The following is an 18,948-nucleotide window of genomic DNA, read 5'->3' on the forward strand; positions in this document are numbered from 1 at the left end:
CATGGCCATGCCCACCACCGACCTGCTCGCCGCGGCCGCGCAGCCACCGGGCCAACCCCTTGTCGCGGACAAGAAACGCCGATTCCGCTTCGCCAGCAACAGCAAAACCCTCATCGGCCTGATCCTCATCGGCTTCTTCGTGCTGCTGGCGATCATCGGGCCGTGGATCGCACCCTACGATCCGTCCCAGCGCAGCTCCGCGTTGCTGGAACCGCCCTCGGCCGCGCACTGGTTCGGCACCACCCACATCGGCCAGGACATCTTCAGCCAGATCCTGGTCGGCGCGCGCAGCGTCATCCTGGTCGGCTTCCTCGCCGGGGGAGTGGCCGCGGTGCTCGCCGTGCTCGTCGGCGTCACCTCCGGCTACCTCTCCGGCGCGGTCGGCGAAAGCCTGTCCATGGTGTCGAATGTGTTCCTGGTGCTGCCCGCGCTGCCCCTGGTGATCATCGTGACCGCGACCCTGCCCGGCACCGGCGACATCACCGTGGCCATGGTCATCGGCTTCACCTCCTGGGCCTGGGGCGCCAGGGTGCTGCGCGCGCAGACCTTGTCCTTGCGGCGCAGGGATTACGTCGAAGCGGCCCGGGCCACCGGCGAGCCGACCTGGCGGATCATCCTGTTCGAGATCATGCCCAACCTGTCCGCGGTGATCGCCTCCAACTTCGTCGGCACGGTGATCTTCGCGGTGATGTCGGAGATCACCCTGGCCTTCATCGGCGTCTCCGGCATCTCCGAGTGGAACTGGGGCACCATCCTGTTCTGGGCACAGAGCCAGCAGGCCCTGGCCCAGGGCGCCTGGTGGTGGTTCGTGCCGGCCGGACTGGCCATCGCCTTGCTGGGCACCGCGTTGTCACTGCTGAACTTCGGCATCGACGAGTTCGTCAGCCCCCGCCTGCGCAGCTCCGGCGGCCGCCGCGCCCGCGGCCCCGACGGCAAGGTGGTCCGGATGCGGGTTGGCTTCACCCCGGTGCTCGGCGAGTCCACAAAGGACGGTGCGCGATGAGCAAGCCGGTACTGGAGATCAAGGACCTCAACGTCGACTACGGCGTCGGCGACAACGCCGTGCGCGCGGTCCGCGAGGTCAGCCTGACCCTGCACCGCGGCGAGGTGCTCGGCCTGGCCGGGGAGAGCGGCAGCGGCAAGTCCACCCTGGCCTACGGACTCACCCGGCTGCTGCCCCCGCCCGGCGTGGTGCGCTCCGGCCAGGTGATCTACCACGACCCGGACGGCGAACCCGTGGACATCCTGCGGCTGTCCGTCCCGGAACTGCGCAGGTTCCGGTGGGCGGAGACCTCGCTGGTCTTCCAGGGCGCGATGAACTCGCTCAACCCCGTGCACAAGGTCTCCACCCAGCTCACCGACGTGATCAAGGCGCACGACCCGGGCAGCAGCAGGAACGCCCGCCGGGCCCGCGCGAAAGAACTGCTGGATCTCGTGGGTATCGCGGCCGACCGCCTCGACGCCTACCCGCACCAGCTCTCCGGCGGCATGCGCCAGCGTGTCATGATCGGCATGGCGCTGGCGCTGCAACCGCAGATCGTGATCATGGACGAGCCGACCACCGCGCTGGACGTGGTCACCCAGCGGCAGATCCTGCGCCAGCTCGTCGACCTCCGCGAACGGCTCGACTTCTCCGTCCTGTTCATCACGCACGACCTGTCGTTGCTGGTGGAGTTCGCCGACCGGATCGCGGTCATGTACGGCGGACGCATCGTCGAGCAGGCCCCCTCGACGCAGCTCTACCGGGACTCGCTGCACCCGTACAGCGACGGCCTGCTGCACTCCTTCCCCGCCCTGCGCGGACCGCGCCGGGAGCTGACCGGGATCCCGGGTTCGCCACCGGACCCCCGGGCGCTGCCCAGCGGATGCTCGTTCCACCCCCGCTGTCCACAGGCGTTCGAGCCGTGCGCGCAACGGGTTCCCGTGCTCGGCCCGCCAGCCGGCACCGCCGAACGCACCGTGGCGTGCCATTTGCACGTGGGCGACCGAGTTCCGACCTGAGCGAGAAGGAGACAGCGTGGACATCACCACCGCGGCCCCGGCCGGAAGCCTGGCGGAGCAGCAGATCCGGACCCTGCCGCCGTCCTTCCGGTGGGGCGTGGCCACCTCGGCCTACCAGATCGAGGGGGCCGCGTTCGAGGACGGGCGCACCGCCTCGATCTGGGACACCTACTGCCGCACCCCCGGCATGGTGCACGAGGGCGACCACGGCGACGTCGCCTGCGACCACTACCACCGGATGCCCGAGGACGTCGAGCTGATCCGCTCCCTCGGCGTGGACACCTACCGCTTCTCGGTGTCCTGGCCCCGGGTCCAGCCCGGCGGCACCGGGCCGGTCAATACAAAGGGGCTCGGCTTCTACGATCGCCTGGTCGACGAGCTGCTGGCCAAGGACATCGCGCCCTGGGTGACGCTGTACCACTGGGATCTGCCCCAGGAGCTGGAGGACGCGGGCGGCTGGCCGGTGCGCGAGACCGCCTACCGCTTCGCCGACTACGCCATGCTGGTCTTCGACAAACTGCAGGACCGGGTGCGTGAGTGGACCACGCTCAATGAGCCGTGGTGCTCGGCCATGCTCGGCTACTGGGAAGGCCGCCAGGCGCCGGGACGGCAGAACTTCCCCGACGCCATCCACGCCGTGCACCACCTGCTGCTCGGCCACGGCCTTGCCACCCAACGGATGCGGGCCGCGGGCACGCCCGAACACGAGTTCGGCATCACCCTCAACATGGGCACCGCCACCCCGGCCACCGACTCCATCGAGGACCGGGAAGCCGCCCGCCGCGCCGACGGCCTCGGCGCGCGGATCTACCTGGACCCGTTGCTGCGCGGGCAATACCCCGCCGACATCGTGGCCGACCTGGCCGAGCGCAAGATCGAACTGCCGGTGCGGGACGGTGACCTGGAGATCATCGCCCAGCCGATCGACGTGCTCGGCGTGAACTTCTACTCCGGCCACGTCTTCTCCGGCCGGGACGAGCACGGCAACACCCGCGACGCCGACGGCAATCCGGTGGAACGCCAGATCCCACAGGGCAAACCGGTCACCGCGATGGGCTGGGAGATCGTGCCCGAACGGTTCACCGAACTGCTGGTGCGGCTGAGCAAGGACTATCCCGGCGTGCCGATGGTGATCACCGAGAACGGTTCGGCCTTCGTGGACGTGCCGGACGCGGAGGACTTCGTCGAGGACGAGGGCCGCACCGACTACTTCCGCACGCACATCGGCGCGGTCGCGGCCGCGCGCGAGCAGGGCGCGGACATCCGGGGCTACTTCGCCTGGTCGCTGATGGACAACTTCGAGTGGTCCTACGGCTACGACAAGCGTTTCGGCATCGTCCGCGTCGACTACCAGACCCAGCAGCGCACGCCCAAGCGCAGCGCGCTCTGGTACCGGGACACCATCCGTCAGGTCCGGTCCGGAAACTGACGAATGGCGGGTGCGGCGGCCGGTCCGGCTGCCGCACCATGTAGCACGGTTCTCCCGCACACTCCCGCCGCCACGGGAAACCGCTTTCCCTCACTGCACACCTTGAGAGGAACGGTTATGAGAACTGGCTTGAAAGCGCTTACCAGAGTGGCGCTGCCGGTGGTGGTGCTGGCGAGTGGCCTGGTCCTGCCCGCCCTGTCCGCGGGCGCGGCGCCGGTCCGGTACGAGGCCGAGAACGCCACCATCTCCCAGGGACTGGTGGAGTCCAACCACGCCGGGTTCAGCGGCGCGGGTTTCGTCAACAACGACAACGTGGCGGGCAGTTACGTCGAGTGGACGGTGAACGCCCCGTCCGCCACCGGCAACGCGGTGCTCGCCTTCCGCTACGCCAACGGCAGCGGCGCCAACCGGCCGCTGGACATCACGGTCAACGGCAACCTGGTGTCCAACGATCTGGCCTTCCCCAGCAACGGCTGGACGAACTACCAGAGCGTGACCGTCAACGCCGCGCTCAACGCCGGGGCCAACACCATCCGGGCCGCCGGGGCCACCGCCACCGGCGGCCCCAACCTGGACGCCCTGGATGTGGACACCGCGCCCGCGCCCGGTCGCGGCAACCCGCAGCCCCCGGCCAACGTCAGCACCGGCTGGTCCATCCCGTGGGCGGTCTCCTTCCTGCCCGACGGCCAGTCCGCGCTGGTGACCGAGCGGGACACCTTCCGGGTGTTCCGGGCTGGGCTCAACGGCAGCAAGACCCAGGTCGGCACGGTGCCCAACAGCACCACCACCGGCGGTGAGGGCGGCCTGATGGGCGTGGCGGTCTCGCCCGGCTGGAACGGCACCAGCGATCAGGACGTGTTCTTCTTCCACACCTCCAACGACGGTGGCGCCCAGGCCAACCGGATCGTGCGGATGAGCTTCAACGGCACCACGTTGAGCAACCGCCAGATCATCGTCAACAACCTGCCGTCCAGCCGCTTCCACAACGGCGGCCAGCTCAAGTTCGGCCCGGACGGGTTCCTGTACGCCACCAGTGGCGACGCGCAGAACACCAGCCTGGCGCAGAACCTGAACAGCCCGGCGGGCAAGATCCTGCGCTTCACCCGCACCGGTGCGCCCGCGCCGGGCAACCCGTTCAACTCGCTGATCTACAGCTACGGGCATCGCAACGCCCAGGGGCTGGCCTGGGACTCGGCAGGCAGGCTGTGGTCGGCGGAGCTGGGCAACGTCTCCACGGATGAGCTGAACCTGATCCTGCCCGGTCGCAACTACGGCTGGCCGCAGTGCGAGGGCAACTGCGGGGTCGCCGGGATGGAGAACCCGAAGCGGACCTGGACCACCGCCGAGGCCTCACCCAGCTCGCTGGCGATCGTGAACGACACCGCCTATGTCGCGGCGCTGCGTGGGCAGCGGCTGTGGCGGGTCGAGCTGAACGGCACCAGCGCCGGGGCCACCACGGCGCACTTCACCACCTTCGGCCGGTTGCGTTCGGTGGTGAAGGTGCCGGGCGCCAACGCCCTCTGGATCGGCACCACCAACGCCGACGGCAACGGCGGCCAGGGCCCCGGCTCGGACCGGATCCTGCGCAGCGAGATCCGCTGATCGTGCGCTGTCGGGCGGGCGGTCCCACCCCGCCCGACAGCCAACCCACCCGAGTGTTGGCCGTTCTCGTACGCCGAGTTGGCCGATATGGACGCCACGTTGGCCGAAGTCGCACCACTTGGGCCAACTGGTACGCCCACTTCGGCCAACCGGGCGTACCAGTTGGGCCAACTCGCCGTACGACAACGGCCAACACGCCGGGTGGGGTGGGGGTTAGCGGACGTGGCGGGCTAGGTCGGCGTGGGAGCCGCTGGGCATGTAGGCGGGGAGGATGGCGTCTACCGAGAAGCCGCCGTCGGGGCGGGGGCCCGCGTTGATGGTGCCGCTGACCAGGGCTACTCGCTGGCGCAGGCCGAGTAGGCCGCCGCCGGTGGCGGGGCCGGGGGATTTGGCCAGGTGGATGGGGGTTGGCGGGCGGGGCGGGGGGCTGTTGCGGATGCTGAGCCAGACCCGGTCGGCGCCGTAGCGGACCTGGACCCGGACCTGGGTGCCCGGGGCGTGTTTGCGGACGTTGGCCAGGGCCTCTTGCACGATGCGGAAGGCGGTGCGGCCCACCACGGGGGAGGTGTGCACGGGGGAGCCGTCCTGGACCAGGTCGACGCCGATGCCCACCGACACGGTTTCGGCGACCAGGGCGGACAGATCGGGCAGGGCGGTGGCGGGGGCCTCGACCGCGGCTTCGCCGTTGGCGCTCTTGGCTGGGAGGGTGCGCAGGATGCCGACCAGGTCGCGGAGTTCGTCCAGGGCGTGGCAGCCCGCGGCGCGGAGGTCTTCGGCGGCCTGGCGGGTGGCCTCGTCGGGGGCGGTCATCCGCAGGGCGCCCGCTTGCAGGACCATCAGGCTCACCCGGTGGGTCAGCACGTCGTGCATCTCGCCTGCCAGGCGGACCCGCTGGTCGGCGCGGGCCTGTTCGGCCAGCAGGCGGGACTCGGTGGCGGCGCGCTCGGCGCGTTCGGACTCGGCGCGGGCCAGGGCGCGACGGGCCAGCAGGTGCCTGCCCAACAGGACCGGGACCAGGGTGAGCAGGATGCCGGTGGTGATCTCGGCGAGTTCCGGGCGCCACGGGCGGGTGGCCAGCACGGCGGCGGCGCCGACCAGGGGCCACCAGTACGCCTGGAGTGGGCGGGGGATGGTGACGGCGGCGACGGTGAGCGCGGCGGCCAGCCAGGGGACCGCCAGGAGGTCGGGTGGGAGCAGCAGGCCGGGGAGGGCCAGTTCGGCGACCGCGGCGCCGGTGAGGCCGAAGGCGACCGCGGCGGGAGCGGTGGCGCGGGCGAAGACCAGCACGCTGGCCACGGCCTGCAGCAGCACCCCGGCGGGCGGATAGGCGTCCGCGGGCCACCACAGTGAACCGAGTAGCGGGGGGAGCAATCCGATGGCGAGCAGGGCAAGCGCGGCCGCCGCGTCCACGGGTCTAGCCCGGCGCGGTGGCCACCATGGCCGGCGGGAAGGTGCCTGCACACCGAGAACGGTACTGACTGGATGGTCGGTTCAGGTGAGAGAAACGCCTTTCGGCCCCCTCAAGTCCCTACGAACGTTGTCGTTCGGGGCAGTGGGTGCTCCTTTGGTCGCATTCCGCTGCCCAAGGGGGCAGCCGGGAGCGGCGCCTGGTCCGGACCGGTCCGGACCCTGGAGCGGTGAAGTGGTCACCGGACTTATCGGTTCCGGGTCCTGGCGACCCCACGGATGACGTCAGGACACGAAACCGCATGTGCAATCGATGACCCGACGATCGACTCTACGCACCGCGGTCGCGGCCGGGGTGCGTCCCTTCGGGCTAATCGGCGCACAGAAAACAGAAACTGGTCAGTCTACTTTTTGTTCGGTGAATAACCTGGAGCCATGTCCGTCACGCCCTCGATGCTCACCGCGCGACTGCCCGCTCCGGTGCCCCTGGACGAGCAGGCGAGTTGTCCGGTCTCCGAGGTGTTCCAGCGCATTGGCGACCGCTGGACCGTGCTGGTGCTGGTCCTGCTGAACCAGCGCCCGCACCGGTACAACGAGTTGCACCGCGCCATGGAAGGCCTCAGTCGCCGCATGCTCACCCGCACCCTGCGGGCCCTGGAACGGGACGGACTCGTCGCCCGCACCGTGTTCCCGACCGTGCCGCCGGGGGTGGAGTACGAGCTGACCGAACTGGGCCGCGGCCTCCTGGTGCCGCTGTCCGCGCTCTCGGACTGGGCCGTGGGCACCGCGACCCGGATCGAGCGCAACCGCGCGGAGTTCGACGCCCGGCCGTAGGCACTTCGGCCAAACGCGGCAACCTTGGCGGAACCGGTTGACGACTCGATTCAGTACGGCCCAGAATCGCGGAGAGAGCGCTCTCAGCAGTGTGCCGACATCGTCGTCGAACGCCTGGAGTCGCCATGCCCCCCGCACCCCATCCCGGGTTACTCCGTCATCCCGCGCTGGTGCTCACCCTGTTGCTCGCCCTGATCAGCGGCGGGCTGCTCGCCGGCGGCCAGGCCGCCCGAGCCGAGGGAGTCCTTGTCTCCCAAGGGAAACCGACCACTGCCTCCTCGGTGGAGAACGCGGTCATGGTGGCCGCCGCGGCCACCGACGGCGATCTGGGCACCCGCTGGTCCAGCCAGGCCACCGACGCGCAGTGGCTCCAGGTCGACCTGGGCGCCCCGGTGACCGTGGACCGGATCACGCTGCACTGGGAAGCCGCCTACGCCACCCGGTTCCGGATCGAGTTCTCCACCGACGGCTCGACTTGGACCAGCCCGCACACCGGCGCGGGCACCCCCGGCGTGCAGCACCTGGCCGTGGCAGGGGTGGCCCGGTACGTGCGCTGGGTCGGCCTCGGCCGCGCCACCGGGTACGGCTACTCGCTGTGGGAGTTCCAGGTCTACGGCAACGCGCCCAGCGCCAACATCGCCGCCTACGCCCAGGTGAGCGCCTCCTCGCACGAGGGCGGCAACGCCCCGGCCGCCGCACTGGACGGGCGCCTGGGCACCCGGTGGTCCAGTCAGTTCGGCAATGACCACGAGTGGCTGCGGATCGACTTCGGCGGCCGCGCCCAGCTCACCGGCGTGGTGCTGCACTGGGAGGGCGCCTACGCCAAGGCACACCGCCTGGAACTCTCCGACGACGGTAGCGCCTGGCGGCCCCTGCACAGCACAACCGAGGGCGCCGGTGGCGTGGAACGGATCAGCGCCGCTGGCAGTGGCCGGTACCTGCGCTGGACCGGCGTCACCAGGGCCACCGGGTACGGCTATTCGCTGTGGGAACTCCAGGTGCTCGGCACCGTGGACAACACCGCCAGCACCCCGCCGCTGCTGTCCCCACCGACCCGCCCGCCCGGCGGACCGGCCCGGTTCGCCCTGCACACCCCCGGCGACCAGGCCATGATCACCGACACCCGCCGCCCGGAGTTCCGCTGGGCCGCGGTGCCCGGCGCGACCCGCTATGAGCTGTGGCTCAACGTCAGCCGCGCCGACTACGACTACACCGCCCCCGGCAACCTCCTGGACCTGCACACCAAGGTCGCCGAGACCACCACGCCGAACTACACCCCGGCCTGGGACATCCCCGACCGCTGGACCTACCGCTGGCACGTCCTCGCGGTGACCGGCGGCGGCACCCAGGTCTCGGCCGGCCACACCTTCAGCCTCTACCGGCCCATCCTGGAAACCGTCGCCGACGGCATCGGCCTGATCGGCGGCAGCCGGGACCTCAACCGGGACGGCGCGATCCAACCGTATGAGAACTGGCGGCTGCCGGTGCAGGCCAGGGTGGACGACCTGCTCGGCCGGATGACCACCGAGGAGAAGGCGTACCAGCTGTTCTACAACGCCCAGCGCTTCCCCCACTCCGGCTGGCACTTCGGGCCCGCCGACGCCCAGGACCTGCACAACACCCTCCTGGCGGCCAGCGGCACCCGCCTCGGCATCCCGTTCGTCACCGCCGGGGACACCGTCAGCGGCTACAAAACCACCTACCCCACCCAGAGCGGACTCGCCGCCGCCGGAAACCACCTCCTGACCCACCGGCTCGGCGATATGCAACGCCGCGAACAACTCGAGGTCGGCGCCAGGGGCACCCTCGGACCGATCGCCGAGGTCGGCACCAAGGTGCTCTACCCGCGGATCCAGGAGGGCAACGGCGAGGACGCCCAGGTGGCCGCCGCCCAGGTCCGCGCACTCGTCTCCGGCCTGCAGGGCGGGCCGGAACTGAACCCGAACTCGGTGCTGGCCACCGTGAAGCACTGGCCGGGTGAGGGCGCGGGCGGGGAAGCGCTGATCGTCTACGACGGGGTGACCATCAAGTACCACCTGATCCCGTTCCGGGCCGCGATGGAAGCGGGCGCGGTGAACATCATGCCCGGCTACGCGGGCAGCTCCTTCCTCGATCCCGGCGGCCCCGGCGCGGGCGACAGCGCCAAGATCCTGGCCTACCTGCGGCGCGAACTCGGCTACCCCGGGCTGATCACCACCGACTGGCTGCCCTCCGGGTCCTGGGTCGGCGCGGCCAACGCCGGATCCGACGTGATGGGCGGCGCCGACCCGGGCGCACCCGGCTACTCCATCGGGCAGTTCATCGCAGGCGTGCCCCTGTCCCGCATCGAGGACGCGGTACGGCGGGTGCTGTCGCTGAAGTTCCGGCTCGGCATCTTCGAGGCCCCCTACGGTGATCCGGTCAACGGCCCGTACCGGTTCCACCAGCCCGGACACGTCCAACTCGCCAACCAGGCCGCCCGGGAAGCCCTGACCCTGCTCAAGAACGACGGTGTGCTGCCGCTGCGGCTCACCCGCGGCGACAACATCGTGGTGGCCGGACCCCGGGCCGACGACAAGGCGGCCTGCTGCATCTGGACCAGCTTCTTCCACGAGGAGTACGGCTCCCAGACCATGCTCGCCGCGATCCGCGCCCGCGCCGAAGCGGCCGGGGTCACCGTGCACCAGGACACCGCGCCCAACCCGAAACTCGCCGTCGTCGCGGTGGGGGAGACCTCCTACACGCACGGCACGAACTGGGTGAAGGAACAGCCGTTCCTGCCCCCGGACCAGCTCGCGCTGATCCAGGACTTCCGCCGCCGGGGCATCCCGGTGGTGGTCGCGCTGGTCCTGCCCCGGCCCTACGTGATCACCGAATGGCACGACCAGGCCGGTGCGATCGTGCTCACCTACCGTGGCGGCGAGGAAATGGGCCCGGCCCTGGCCAGCCTGCTCTTCGGTGACTTCCAGCCCAGCGGCAAGCTGCCGTGGCAGCTGCCCCGGCTGCTCTCCGACGTGCTCCGCCCCGGCGGCCAGGACATCCTCGAAGACGCCAACGAAGCCTGGGACATCCCGTACGACCTGGGCGCCACCCCGGCCCAGCGCGCCGAGATCCGGGCACACATCGACGCCGGGCGGCCCGTACCGCCGGTGTACGGCAACCCGCTCTACCAGTTCGGATCCGGCCGCACCGGCTGGTGACCCAGGGCGCGGCCCGTTCCCTCAGTCCAGCGGGGGGACGGGCCGTCCGCGCTCTGCCTCGACGAACCGGCCGGTCTCCGCGCGCAGCTGGGCCAGCAGGAACGCGCCAAGCCCCACATCGTCGGTCAGGCCGATGATCGGCAGGAACACCTCGGGCAGCAGGTCGATCGGGGAGATGATGTAAATGATCCCGGCGATCCAGAACAACCGCTTGGACCACGGCGGCGCCGGATAACGGCGCTGGCGCATCGCGCGCAGCATCCGCGGCAGCGCCCGCACCCGCTGCACCGTGCTCGGCGAACCCAGGCCCTTGCGACGGCGGATCGTGCGGATGATCCCACCGATCAGGGCCAGTCCGCCCAGGACGGTCAGCACGATGCCCACCGTGTTCGGCGCCATCCACAGCACGGTGGAATCCAGCCGCCAGAACGCCAGTCCGCCCAGCGCGAGCAGCGCCACCCCGAGAACGAGCACCCGACCTCCCCCACTCCTTGACCGGACAACGGTTCCCAGCTCACTGATCGCTGAACCAGGTGAACTCTCCGGCGTGTCACCAGGATAGCCCGGAGCGGGCTGGCGCAATCCTGGCGCGTTTCGCTACAACCCGGTCCCCATGGACCAGACAGCGGCAGACCCGCCACCGCACCAGCCCCGTCCACAGTGGATCGGCTGGACCCTGACCGCGGTCACGGTGCCCGCGCTGCTGGCCGGACTCGGCGTGGCGGTGGCCGGACCCCGGATCGAAGCCGAACTCACCCACACCGCCGAGGGCGCCCTCGGCACCGCAGGGCACCCGGACGCCCAGGTGTCCGCGGTCGGCCGGGAGCTGAGCCTGGCCGGGTTACCGGGGGACCGGCTGGCCGCGGTGAGTACCATGGTGGCCAACCTGCCAGGAGTGGACTCGGTGGTGGTGCGCGAACTCGCCCCCACCCCGGTGCTGCTGCGGGTCCGCGACGGCGAACTGCTCGTCTCGGCCACCGGGCACAGCGTGCTGGCCACCGGCAGGCTGCTGGAGGAGATCATCGCCCGCTGCCCCGGCCACCGGGTCACCGACCTGACCCTGCCCGTCCCCGGCACCGGACCCGCCTACGCCAGCACCGCGCTGGCCGCCCTCGCCCAGGCCGCCGCCGAGGCCAGGGGAGCGGACCTCACCGTGGCCATCCGGCCCGACGGCGTCACCGTGCGCGGCGTGGTCGCCGACGCCGACCAGCGCAACGTGCTCCTCGAACGGTTGCGCGGCAGCGAGTTCGGCCCGGTGCACGCGGGCGGGCTGACCGTCGGACCGCCACCACATCCGTCCACTGTGGACATTCGAGCGCTGGATTCCGCGGTGGGCCGGATGATCGACGGCAGTGGCGGGGTCAACTTCGAGGCCGCCACCGTGCGCTGGGGCGAAGGCCACGGCGCCGCACTGGTCGAGCGGATCGGCCGCCTGCTGCGGGTGGCGCCCAAATCACTGATCACGGTGACCGCCTGGGCCTCTGAGGAACAGCCGCCCGGCGTCGACCCGCGGCGCCTGGCCGGCCGCCGGGCCGACCTGGTCCGCGATCTCCTGGTGGCCCAAGGGGTTCCGCGCGAACTGGTCAGCACGGTAGCCAGGGTCGAACCCGGCCCCGAGACCTTCGTCCCGCACCTGCGCCGCGCGCGGGTCACCGTCAGCTAGGAGCTGCAACGATGATGTGGTTGTTCTGGCAGGTCTTCCTGCTGTGCCTGGCCGCCTTCCTGATCGGCGGGCTGGTGAGCTGGCTGCTCCTGGTCCGCCCGCTCGCCGAACGCCGCGCCGCCGCAGCCGTCACGGAACCAGTACCGGCGGCACCGCCCGAGCCAGTGGCCGCGCCGGAACCGCCGTTGTCCTTGGCGGAGCAGGAGATCCCGGCCCAGGTGATCCCCGAACCGGCCCAGGCGACGGTGAAGGGCAACACCCGCACCAAGCGGTACCACACCCCGGAATCGCCCTATTTCAACCGCACCAAGGGCGACATCTGGTTCGCCTCGGTCGCCGAGGCCGAGCAGGCCGGTTACACCGCCGGGGTGGCCCGCCGCCGCGCCGAAGCCGTGCGCTGACCGCCGCCCACCCCGGTCACGGCTCTTCCCGTGGCCGGGGCGGCGCGGCCACGCCCTCCGGCCGCACGACCTGACCCAGCACCACCCGGAACAGATCCCGGTCCACCGTGCTCGGCTCGGCGGCCAGCCACTGCCCGATCTCGGTGATGAACTGCTCAGGGCTCATCGGCGGCGCAGGCACCTCGGGCGCCTCGCCGGTGGTGATCTCCCCGGCCCGGTTCGGGTACAGCACCAGCACCCCGCGCACCTCCACCTCGGGCAGCAGATCGCGGAACGCCTCCACCCCCTCGGGCAGCCGGGTGCCGCCACCGCGATAGGCGTGTCCGTTGCGCCGCAGGCCACCCGTGTCGTCGGCGGTGTAGTGCCCCGGCAGCCACAGCTTCGACTCGATCAGCACCAGGCGCCGCCCACACAGCACGGCGTGGTCGATGTCGGCGAACACCGAATCCGGCCAGGCCAGCCCGTGGAAGATGCGCACCCCGGGCAGCCGGGTCAGATACCGGCCGAGCAGTCGCGCGGTGAGCTGTTCGGCGACCTCGCCCTCCTCCGCGCCCGGACGGCCGAACACGGTGCGGATGCCGAACTCCGCGGTGAACTCCCGGTCGGTGCGACTGGCCGCCAGCTGGTTGCGCCACAGGTGCAGGGTGACCCCGGTGACCACGGCGAAGACCGCCAGCCACAACCCGATCAGCCACACCGACCCGGTCAGCACCGGCAACAGCACCCACATCAGCAGCCACACCGTCAGCGAGCCGAACGCGGGGCCGTGGCCGGGTCCGGTGGGCGGGACCAGGCGGATCCGCTCCACCGGGTCCACCTCGGGCCACCACGGGATCGTGTCCGGATCCAGCCGCGGCATGGCGGGGGTGAACTCCGGATCCGGGCCGAAAGTCCTGGTGCGCCGGGTGGATCCGGTGCGCGGCCACGGCCGGGCCCGCTGCCGGGTGCCGCGGCGCGGCGGCTCCGGGGCGTCGACGGTGACCTCGATGTCGGACTCGTCGATCCAGTCCTCTTCTTCGTCCCAGTCGTCTTCGGTCTCACCGCGGTCGTAGTCCGCGCGCCGGTCCGGGTCGTTGAGGGTCTCGTAGGCCTCGCGCAGCAACCGGAACGAGCCGGAGGTGCCCCCGGCGTCCGGATGCATGACCTTGGCCAACGCCCGATAGGCGGTTTTGATCTCCGCCGCGGTCGCGGTCCGGCCGACGCCAAGCAGCTCGTAGTAGTCGACCGCGCCCACGATCCCGCCCACCTTCCGTGTCTGCGCGAACACCCTATGGGGTGCCCGCGGAAGATGATCAACCGACTCCACCCTGCGCGGCGGAAGGAGTGATAAGCGATCCGTATTTCGACCAGTGTTCTGCATATACCCGCGCGCGAAAGGCCACTCTTCCTCTAACGTGATAGCCGACACACACGAAAGGCGGTAGCCGAGATGATGGAACAGGTCCGAGAACGCACCGAGCCGGCACCCAAGGTCGGGCTCCCGGTCCAGGCCGAGCGTGCGACCAGGTCAGGCGGCCGGGGCCGCAGCCCGATCCCGCAGTGGCTGCTCGACGACGACACCTTCGAGCCGCACATTGTCCGCGGACTGGACTGACTCGTTTCGTAATAACGCCCCGGTCTCGACGATCTCAGGGACCACGGGCCGACAGTATTAAGCTCCCCGACCGGGTGATTTCCGGTGTGGCACGGCATCGAGGCGCTGACGCGGTGATCCCGCGCACCAGCGCCGCGCCCCCACCCCGTTGAGGCCCGGCCCGGTCCTGGGAGAGATTCCCCCTCAGCTCACCGTCGAGCGCGTGCCATTGGTCTCGCGCAGTGTGCGCATGGCTTCGGCGAGGGCGGCGGCCTGCTCGGACCCGAGCGGGGTGAGCACGGTGCGGCGCAGGTTGTCCGCGCCCGTGCGGCGGGCCGCCGCCGCCACCTCCAGACCGTGTTCGGTGAGCGCCGCGTAGGTGACCCTGCGGTCGTGCTCGCACGGTTCCCGGCGGATCAGGCCTGCCTTGACCATGCGGTCGGCCACCTTGGTGAACCCGCCGCTGGTGAGCGCGGCCTCGGTGGCCAGCCTGGTCATCTGCATCCGGTGGCCGGGGGAGCGGACCAGGCGCAGCAGGATGTCGAAGGGCGCCGGTTGCAGGCCGAACTTCGCCGCGATCTCGCTCATCAGCCGCTCCTGGGTGGCCAGGTAGCCCTCGATCACCAGGCCCCACCAGGTGATGATCTCGTCGTCGGCGATGTCCTCCGGCTTGCTCATGCCCGCCAGTCTAGCCAGGGAACCGTTTCCGCAGAAGTATCTTGCGGGGAAGATAAATGGGGCGTAGCGTTGCCGCCATGAGCATCCAGACCAGCGGGTTGCACCATGTGACGGCGATCGGTGGCGACCCCCAGCGCAACGTCGACTTCTACCTGCGCGCACTGGGTCTGCGCCTGGTCAAGACCACGGTCAACTTCGACGACCCCGGCACCTACCACCTCTACTACGGCGACGGTTCCGGCCGGCCGGGCTCGCTCATCACCTTCTTCCCGTGGAAACAAGCACCGCAGGGCCGGATCGGCACCGGCCAGGCGACCACCACCTCCTTCTCCGTGCCCGAGGCCTCGCTGGGCTGGTGGCGGCAGCACCTGGCCGCGGCGGGCGCCCAGGTCAGCGACATCAAGGGCCGGGACGGCGAGGAGGCGTTGCTCTTCCGCGATCCCGACGGCCTGGAGCTGTCCCTGGTCGCACACCCCCAGGAAGACCCGCGCGACCCGTGGGACCACGGCCTGGTACCGCCCGAGCACGCCATTCGCGGCCTGCACTCGGTGACCCTGTCGGTCACCGCCGAACAGGCCACCGCGGGCACCCTCACCGAGGATCTCGGCCTGCGTTTCCTTGGCCAGGAAGGCAATCGGCTGCGGTTCGAGGCAGGCGACGGCGGTCCGGGCGCACTCGTGGACGTGCTCGTGCAGCCCAAGGGGGAGCGCGGGGTGGTCGCGGTGGGCACCGTGCACCACGTGGCCTGGCGGGTCCCGGATGACGCCACCCAGGTGTCCTGGCGGGACGAACTCCTCGACCGTGGCGTGCGGGTCACCGAGATCCTGGACCGGCAGTACTTCCGCTCCATCTACTTCCGCGAGCCCGGCGGCACCCTCCTGGAAGTCGCCACCGACGGACCCGGTTTCGCCGCCGACGAACCGCTGCTGGAACTGGGTCGCGCGCTGAAACTGCCGCCGTGGCTGGAGCCCAGCCGCGAGCAGATCCAGCACGCGCTGCCGACCCTGCGGCTACCGGCATGAACCTCGAACACCAGTTCCGCGCGGGCGATCCGGCCGCACCGGTGCTGCTGCTGTTGCACGGCACCGGTGGCGGCCCGGACGACCTCCTCGGCCTGGCCGAGCACCTCGACCCGGCGGCCGCCGTGCTCGCTCCACGCGGGCCGGTGTCCGAACACGGCATGGCCCGCTGGTTCCGCCGGCTGGCCGAGGGCGTCTTCGACCACGAGGACGTCCGCCGCCGCGCCCACGACCTCGCCGAGTTCATCCTGGCCGCCCAGCAGGAGTACGGGCTGACCGGGCGGCGGCTGGTCGCGGTCGGCTTCTCCAACGGCGCCAACATCGCCGCCGCCACCGCGCTGCTGCGCCCGGAGGTGCTGTCCGAGGCCGCCCTGTTCGCCGGGATGTGCCCACTGCCGGCGGACCCCGGCACGGATCTCGGTGGCAGCCGGGTGTTCCTGGCCAACGGCACCGCTGACCAGATGGCCCCACTCGACTCGGTCGACCGCCTGGACGCGCTGCTCCGGGCGCGCGGCGCCGCGGTCACCCCGTTCCGGCACCCCGGCGGGCACCAGCTGACCCTGGAAGCCGCCCGCGCTGCCGCCGAATGGCTGAGCACCTGAAATGATGGGCAGATGGGCAGCATCCGCACGGTGGAGATCCGCGACGACATGATCCGGCTCGGTCAGTTCCTCAAACTGGCCGGGCTGGCCGAGGACGGCGGCGAGGCGAAGACGCTGATCGAGGAGGAAGAGGTCACCGTGAACGGGCGCCTGGAGACCCGGCGCGGCGCGCAGTTGCGTGACGGCGACGTGGTCGCGGTGGGGGAGAACAAGGCCAGGGTGATCACCGCCTGACCCGCTGGGCCACCCAGGCCGCCACCTGGGCCCGCGACCGCAGTCCCAGCCGGGCCAGGATGTGCTCCAGATGCGCCTCCGCGGTGCGCTGCGCGATGGTCAGCTCGCGGGCGATCTCCTTGTTGCTCAACCCCTGCGCGACCAGTTCGGCCACCTCCAGCTGCCGCCTGGTCAGCGCCTGCGGCACGGCGGGCGAGGTGAGCTGCTGCTCGGCGTAAGTCACCGCCTGCGCCAGGTCGAACCGCTGACCCCGCCGCCGGGCCGCCTCGAACGCCTTGGCGGACAAGGACTTCCGGATCCGGGCGGTGGCCTCGGCGCGGTAGTGGGACATGGTGTCGATGGCGAAGAAGCTGGTGCCCACCGGGGTCAGCACGGCCTCCACCGCGCCGGCCAGACAGGCCGCCTCGGTCACCTGCCCGGCCGCGGCGGCGATCCACATCAGCACCTCCAGGCTCATGCTCAGCCCGAACCGGTCGGTGAAGGCGCGTTTGCTCCGGATGCTGCGCAGCAGCAGCGGACCGGCTTCCGCCGTGCGCCCGGCCACCCACAACGCCAGGCCCATCAGGGTCTGCCCCCAGGAGCACAACCAGATCTCGCCGACGGCGCCGGCCGCGGCGATGGTATCCCGGCAGAGCGTGACCGCCTCGGTCAGATCGTCCTGTTCGGGGTCGGCGCGCAGGCACAGGCACAGTGCCGCCTGCACCTGGGTCAGGCAGGTGGCCAGCTCGTGGCCCTGCCGCCGGTGCCGGTCGATGGCCTCCCGGTAGAGGGCCAGCGCACGGGTGGTCTCGCCGTGATACATCGCCAGGGTGGCCCGGTACTGGATCGCGTAGGCCAGCGTGCCCGCCGAGCCCAGACTCCTGGCCAGCGCCTCGCATTCCTCGACCCAGCGCCGGGTGGCGCCCAGATCGCCGCACACCACCGCGGTCTGCGCGGCCACCCATAACGCGGTGGCGCGTAGTTCGGTCGGCTCCGGCGCGGCGGCCAGGCACCGGTTCAGCCAGTGCTGTCCCTCCTGGGCGGCCCCGCAGGCCGCCCAGTACCAGCCGATCGCGGCCACCAGGCGCAGTGCCTGTGGCGCGTCTCCCGGTTCGGACAGGCTGAACTCCAGCGCGGCCCGCAGGTTGCCCAGGTCGGCGTCGCAGCGGCGGCTCCAGCGGGCCTGGTCGGGGCCGTGCCAGCCGGCCTGGAACGCCAGTGCCACGCCCAGGTAGTGATCGCGGTGCGCCCGCCGCCTGCCGGTCAGCTCCGCCCGCGCCAGCAACTGGTCCCGGCCGTACTGGCGGATGGTCTCCAGCATCCGGTAGCGGGCCCGGTCGCCGTCGCTGTCCCTGGTCACCACCGACTTGTCCACCAGCCCGGTCAGCGCGTCCAGCACCGCGGCCCTGGCCAGGTCGGGGCCGGTGGCGATGTCCTCGGCGGCGGCCAGGTCGAATCCGCCGGCGCACACCGAGAGCCGCTCCCACAGGATGCGTTCGGCCGCCGAGCACAGGCCGAAGCTCCATTCCACGGTGGCCAGCATGGTCTGCTGCCGGGGCACGGTGCTGCCGCCGGCGATGAGCACCTCGAACCGCTGGTCCAGGCGGCCAAGGAGTTCTTCGGGCCCGCTGCCGGGCAGTCGCGCCGCGGCCAGTTCGATGGCTAGCGGAATGCCCTCCAGGCGGCGGCAGAGCCGGGTGACGGCCTCCCGGTTGGCCGCGGTCATGGCGAGCCCGCCGCGGGTGAGCAGCAGCCGGACCGAGCCGAACTCGCGCAGCTCGGTCAGCGTCAGCCGCCGGTCGGTCGGCGGCACGGTCAGCGGTGGCACCGGCAGCAGGTGCTCGCCGTCGATGCCCAGCCCCTGGCGGCCGGTGGCCAGCACGGTCAGGCCGGGCGCGCAGGCCAGCAGCGCGCTGACCAGTTCGGCGCAGGCCTCGATGAGGTGCTCGCAGTTGTCCAGCACCAGCAGCAGCCGCCGGGTGCGCAGGAACTCGCGCATCGCCGTCAGCGGCGGTTCGCTGGAGCGTTCGGCGCCGAGGCGGTCGGAGACGGTCTGGGCGAGCAGCCGGGGATCGTCCAGCGGGGCCAGCTCGACGTGCCACACGCCGTCGGGGTAGGCCCGCCGGTTCTGTGCGGCCACCCGCACCGCGAGCCTGCTCTTGCCCACCCCGCCCGGTCCGGTCAGCGTGACCAGGCGGTGGTCGAGCAGCAGCTGCCGGGCCCTGGCCGCTTCCTTGGTGCGATCGACGAAGCTGGTCATCTCGACCGGCAGCTTGCCGAGCCGCGCCGTCGAAGACATTGCGTGCACATTACGGCACTCTCCGTAGAAGATCATCTTCTTGTGGTT

Annotated in this window: 17 protein-coding genes; 12 read left to right on the forward strand and 5 right to left on the reverse strand. The window is 71.2% G+C overall.

The annotated features are described in order from the left end of the window. Position 1: 1 nt before the first annotated feature. The 4 genes from ACTOWY_RS18020 (at position 2) to ACTOWY_RS18035 (ending at position 5,032) form a co-directional block, all read left to right on the forward strand. A complete protein-coding gene (locus ACTOWY_RS18020; RefSeq protein WP_441310789.1) occupies positions 2–1,003 on the forward strand; it encodes an ABC transporter permease in 1,002 nt (333 codons plus the stop codon). Then, positions 1,000–2,001 carry an ABC transporter ATP-binding protein gene (locus ACTOWY_RS18025; protein WP_441310790.1) on the forward strand — a complete coding sequence of 334 codons (1,002 nt, stop codon included), beginning with the start codon at positions 1,000–1,002 and terminating at the stop codon, positions 1,999–2,001. Before ACTOWY_RS18020 ends, ACTOWY_RS18025 begins: the two co-directional genes overlap by 4 nt. A gap of 16 nt (positions 2,002–2,017) precedes the next feature. Then, positions 2,018–3,430, forward strand: coding sequence for a GH1 family beta-glucosidase (locus ACTOWY_RS18030; protein WP_441310791.1), 1,413 nt, complete (start codon positions 2,018–2,020; stop codon positions 3,428–3,430). A 117-nt stretch (positions 3,431–3,547) separates the two neighbouring features. Further along, complete coding sequence (locus ACTOWY_RS18035; RefSeq protein ID WP_441310792.1) at positions 3,548–5,032, forward strand: PQQ-dependent sugar dehydrogenase; 1,485 nt, start codon at positions 3,548–3,550, stop codon at positions 5,030–5,032. Between the two features lie 213 nt (positions 5,033–5,245). On the opposite strand, the gene ACTOWY_RS18040 is transcribed toward ACTOWY_RS18035, so the two are convergent. After that, entirely contained in the window at positions 5,246–6,442 is a 1,197-nt protein-coding gene (locus tag ACTOWY_RS18040; protein ID WP_441310793.1) for a sensor histidine kinase, read from the reverse strand. Positions 6,443–6,874: 432 nt separating this feature from the next. On the opposite strand from ACTOWY_RS18040, the gene ACTOWY_RS18045 reads away from it, so the two are divergent. Both ACTOWY_RS18045 and ACTOWY_RS18050 read left to right on the forward strand, forming a co-directional pair. Next, entirely contained in the window at positions 6,875–7,273 is a 399-nt protein-coding gene (locus tag ACTOWY_RS18045; protein WP_441310794.1) for a winged helix-turn-helix transcriptional regulator, read from the forward strand. A gap of 125 nt (positions 7,274–7,398) precedes the next feature. Further along, positions 7,399–10,452, forward strand: a complete 3,054-nt coding sequence (locus ACTOWY_RS18050) for a discoidin domain-containing protein (protein ID WP_441310795.1) — start codon at positions 7,399–7,401, stop codon at positions 10,450–10,452. Positions 10,453–10,473: 21 nt separating this feature from the next. Here ACTOWY_RS18050 and ACTOWY_RS18055 read toward each other — a convergent pair whose 3' ends face one another. Continuing rightward, positions 10,474–10,926 (reverse strand): YkvA family protein, encoded by a 453-nt coding sequence (locus tag ACTOWY_RS18055; protein ID WP_441310796.1) that lies wholly within the window; start codon positions 10,924–10,926, stop codon positions 10,474–10,476. Between the two features lie 139 nt (positions 10,927–11,065). On the opposite strand from ACTOWY_RS18055, the gene ACTOWY_RS18060 reads away from it, so the two are divergent. After that, positions 11,066–12,115 (forward strand): hypothetical protein, encoded by a 1,050-nt coding sequence (locus tag ACTOWY_RS18060; RefSeq protein WP_441310797.1) that lies wholly within the window; start codon positions 11,066–11,068, stop codon positions 12,113–12,115. An 11-nt stretch (positions 12,116–12,126) separates the two neighbouring features. Beyond that, the gene (locus ACTOWY_RS18065; protein WP_441310798.1) at positions 12,127–12,516 is read left to right on the forward strand and encodes a sunset domain-containing protein; all 390 of its coding nucleotides are present in this window, start codon (positions 12,127–12,129) and stop codon (positions 12,514–12,516) included. A gap of 16 nt (positions 12,517–12,532) precedes the next feature. Here ACTOWY_RS18065 and ACTOWY_RS18070 read toward each other — a convergent pair whose 3' ends face one another. Beyond that, a complete protein-coding gene (locus ACTOWY_RS18070; protein WP_441310799.1) occupies positions 12,533–13,762 on the reverse strand; it encodes a J domain-containing protein in 1,230 nt (409 codons plus the stop codon). 183 nt (positions 13,763–13,945) lie between these two features. On the opposite strand from ACTOWY_RS18070, the gene ACTOWY_RS18075 reads away from it, so the two are divergent. Then, entirely contained in the window at positions 13,946–14,110 is a 165-nt protein-coding gene (locus tag ACTOWY_RS18075) for a hypothetical protein (RefSeq protein ID WP_441310800.1), read from the forward strand. 183 nt (positions 14,111–14,293) lie between these two features. Here the strand turns inward: ACTOWY_RS18075 and ACTOWY_RS18080 are convergent, their stop codons facing one another. Beyond that, complete coding sequence (locus tag ACTOWY_RS18080; RefSeq protein WP_441310801.1) at positions 14,294–14,767, reverse strand: MarR family winged helix-turn-helix transcriptional regulator; 474 nt, start codon at positions 14,765–14,767, stop codon at positions 14,294–14,296. 77 nt (positions 14,768–14,844) lie between these two features. On the opposite strand from ACTOWY_RS18080, the gene ACTOWY_RS18085 reads away from it, so the two are divergent. From ACTOWY_RS18085 to ACTOWY_RS18095, 3 genes are read left to right on the forward strand one after another with little or no spacing between them, the layout of a single operon-like run. Beyond that, on the forward strand, positions 14,845–15,789 hold the full coding sequence (locus tag ACTOWY_RS18085) for a ring-cleaving dioxygenase (RefSeq protein WP_441310802.1): 945 nt from the start codon (positions 14,845–14,847) through the stop codon (positions 15,787–15,789). Further along, a complete protein-coding gene (locus tag ACTOWY_RS18090; protein WP_441310803.1) occupies positions 15,786–16,388 on the forward strand; it encodes an alpha/beta hydrolase in 603 nt (200 codons plus the stop codon). Before ACTOWY_RS18085 ends, ACTOWY_RS18090 begins: the two co-directional genes overlap by 4 nt. 12 nt (positions 16,389–16,400) lie before the next feature. Continuing rightward, positions 16,401–16,622 (forward strand): RNA-binding S4 domain-containing protein, encoded by a 222-nt coding sequence (locus tag ACTOWY_RS18095; RefSeq protein ID WP_441310804.1) that lies wholly within the window; start codon positions 16,401–16,403, stop codon positions 16,620–16,622. On the opposite strand, the gene ACTOWY_RS18100 is transcribed toward ACTOWY_RS18095, so the two are convergent. Beyond that, complete coding sequence (locus ACTOWY_RS18100; protein WP_441310805.1) at positions 16,612–18,900, reverse strand: ATP-binding protein; 2,289 nt, start codon at positions 18,898–18,900, stop codon at positions 16,612–16,614. The two genes, ACTOWY_RS18095 and ACTOWY_RS18100, sit on opposite strands and share 11 nt — an antisense overlap. Positions 18,901–18,948 lie beyond the last annotated feature (48 nt).

This window comes from Crossiella sp. CA198, assembly GCF_052078295.1.
GTDB lineage: Bacteria > Actinomycetota > Actinomycetes > Mycobacteriales > Pseudonocardiaceae > Crossiella.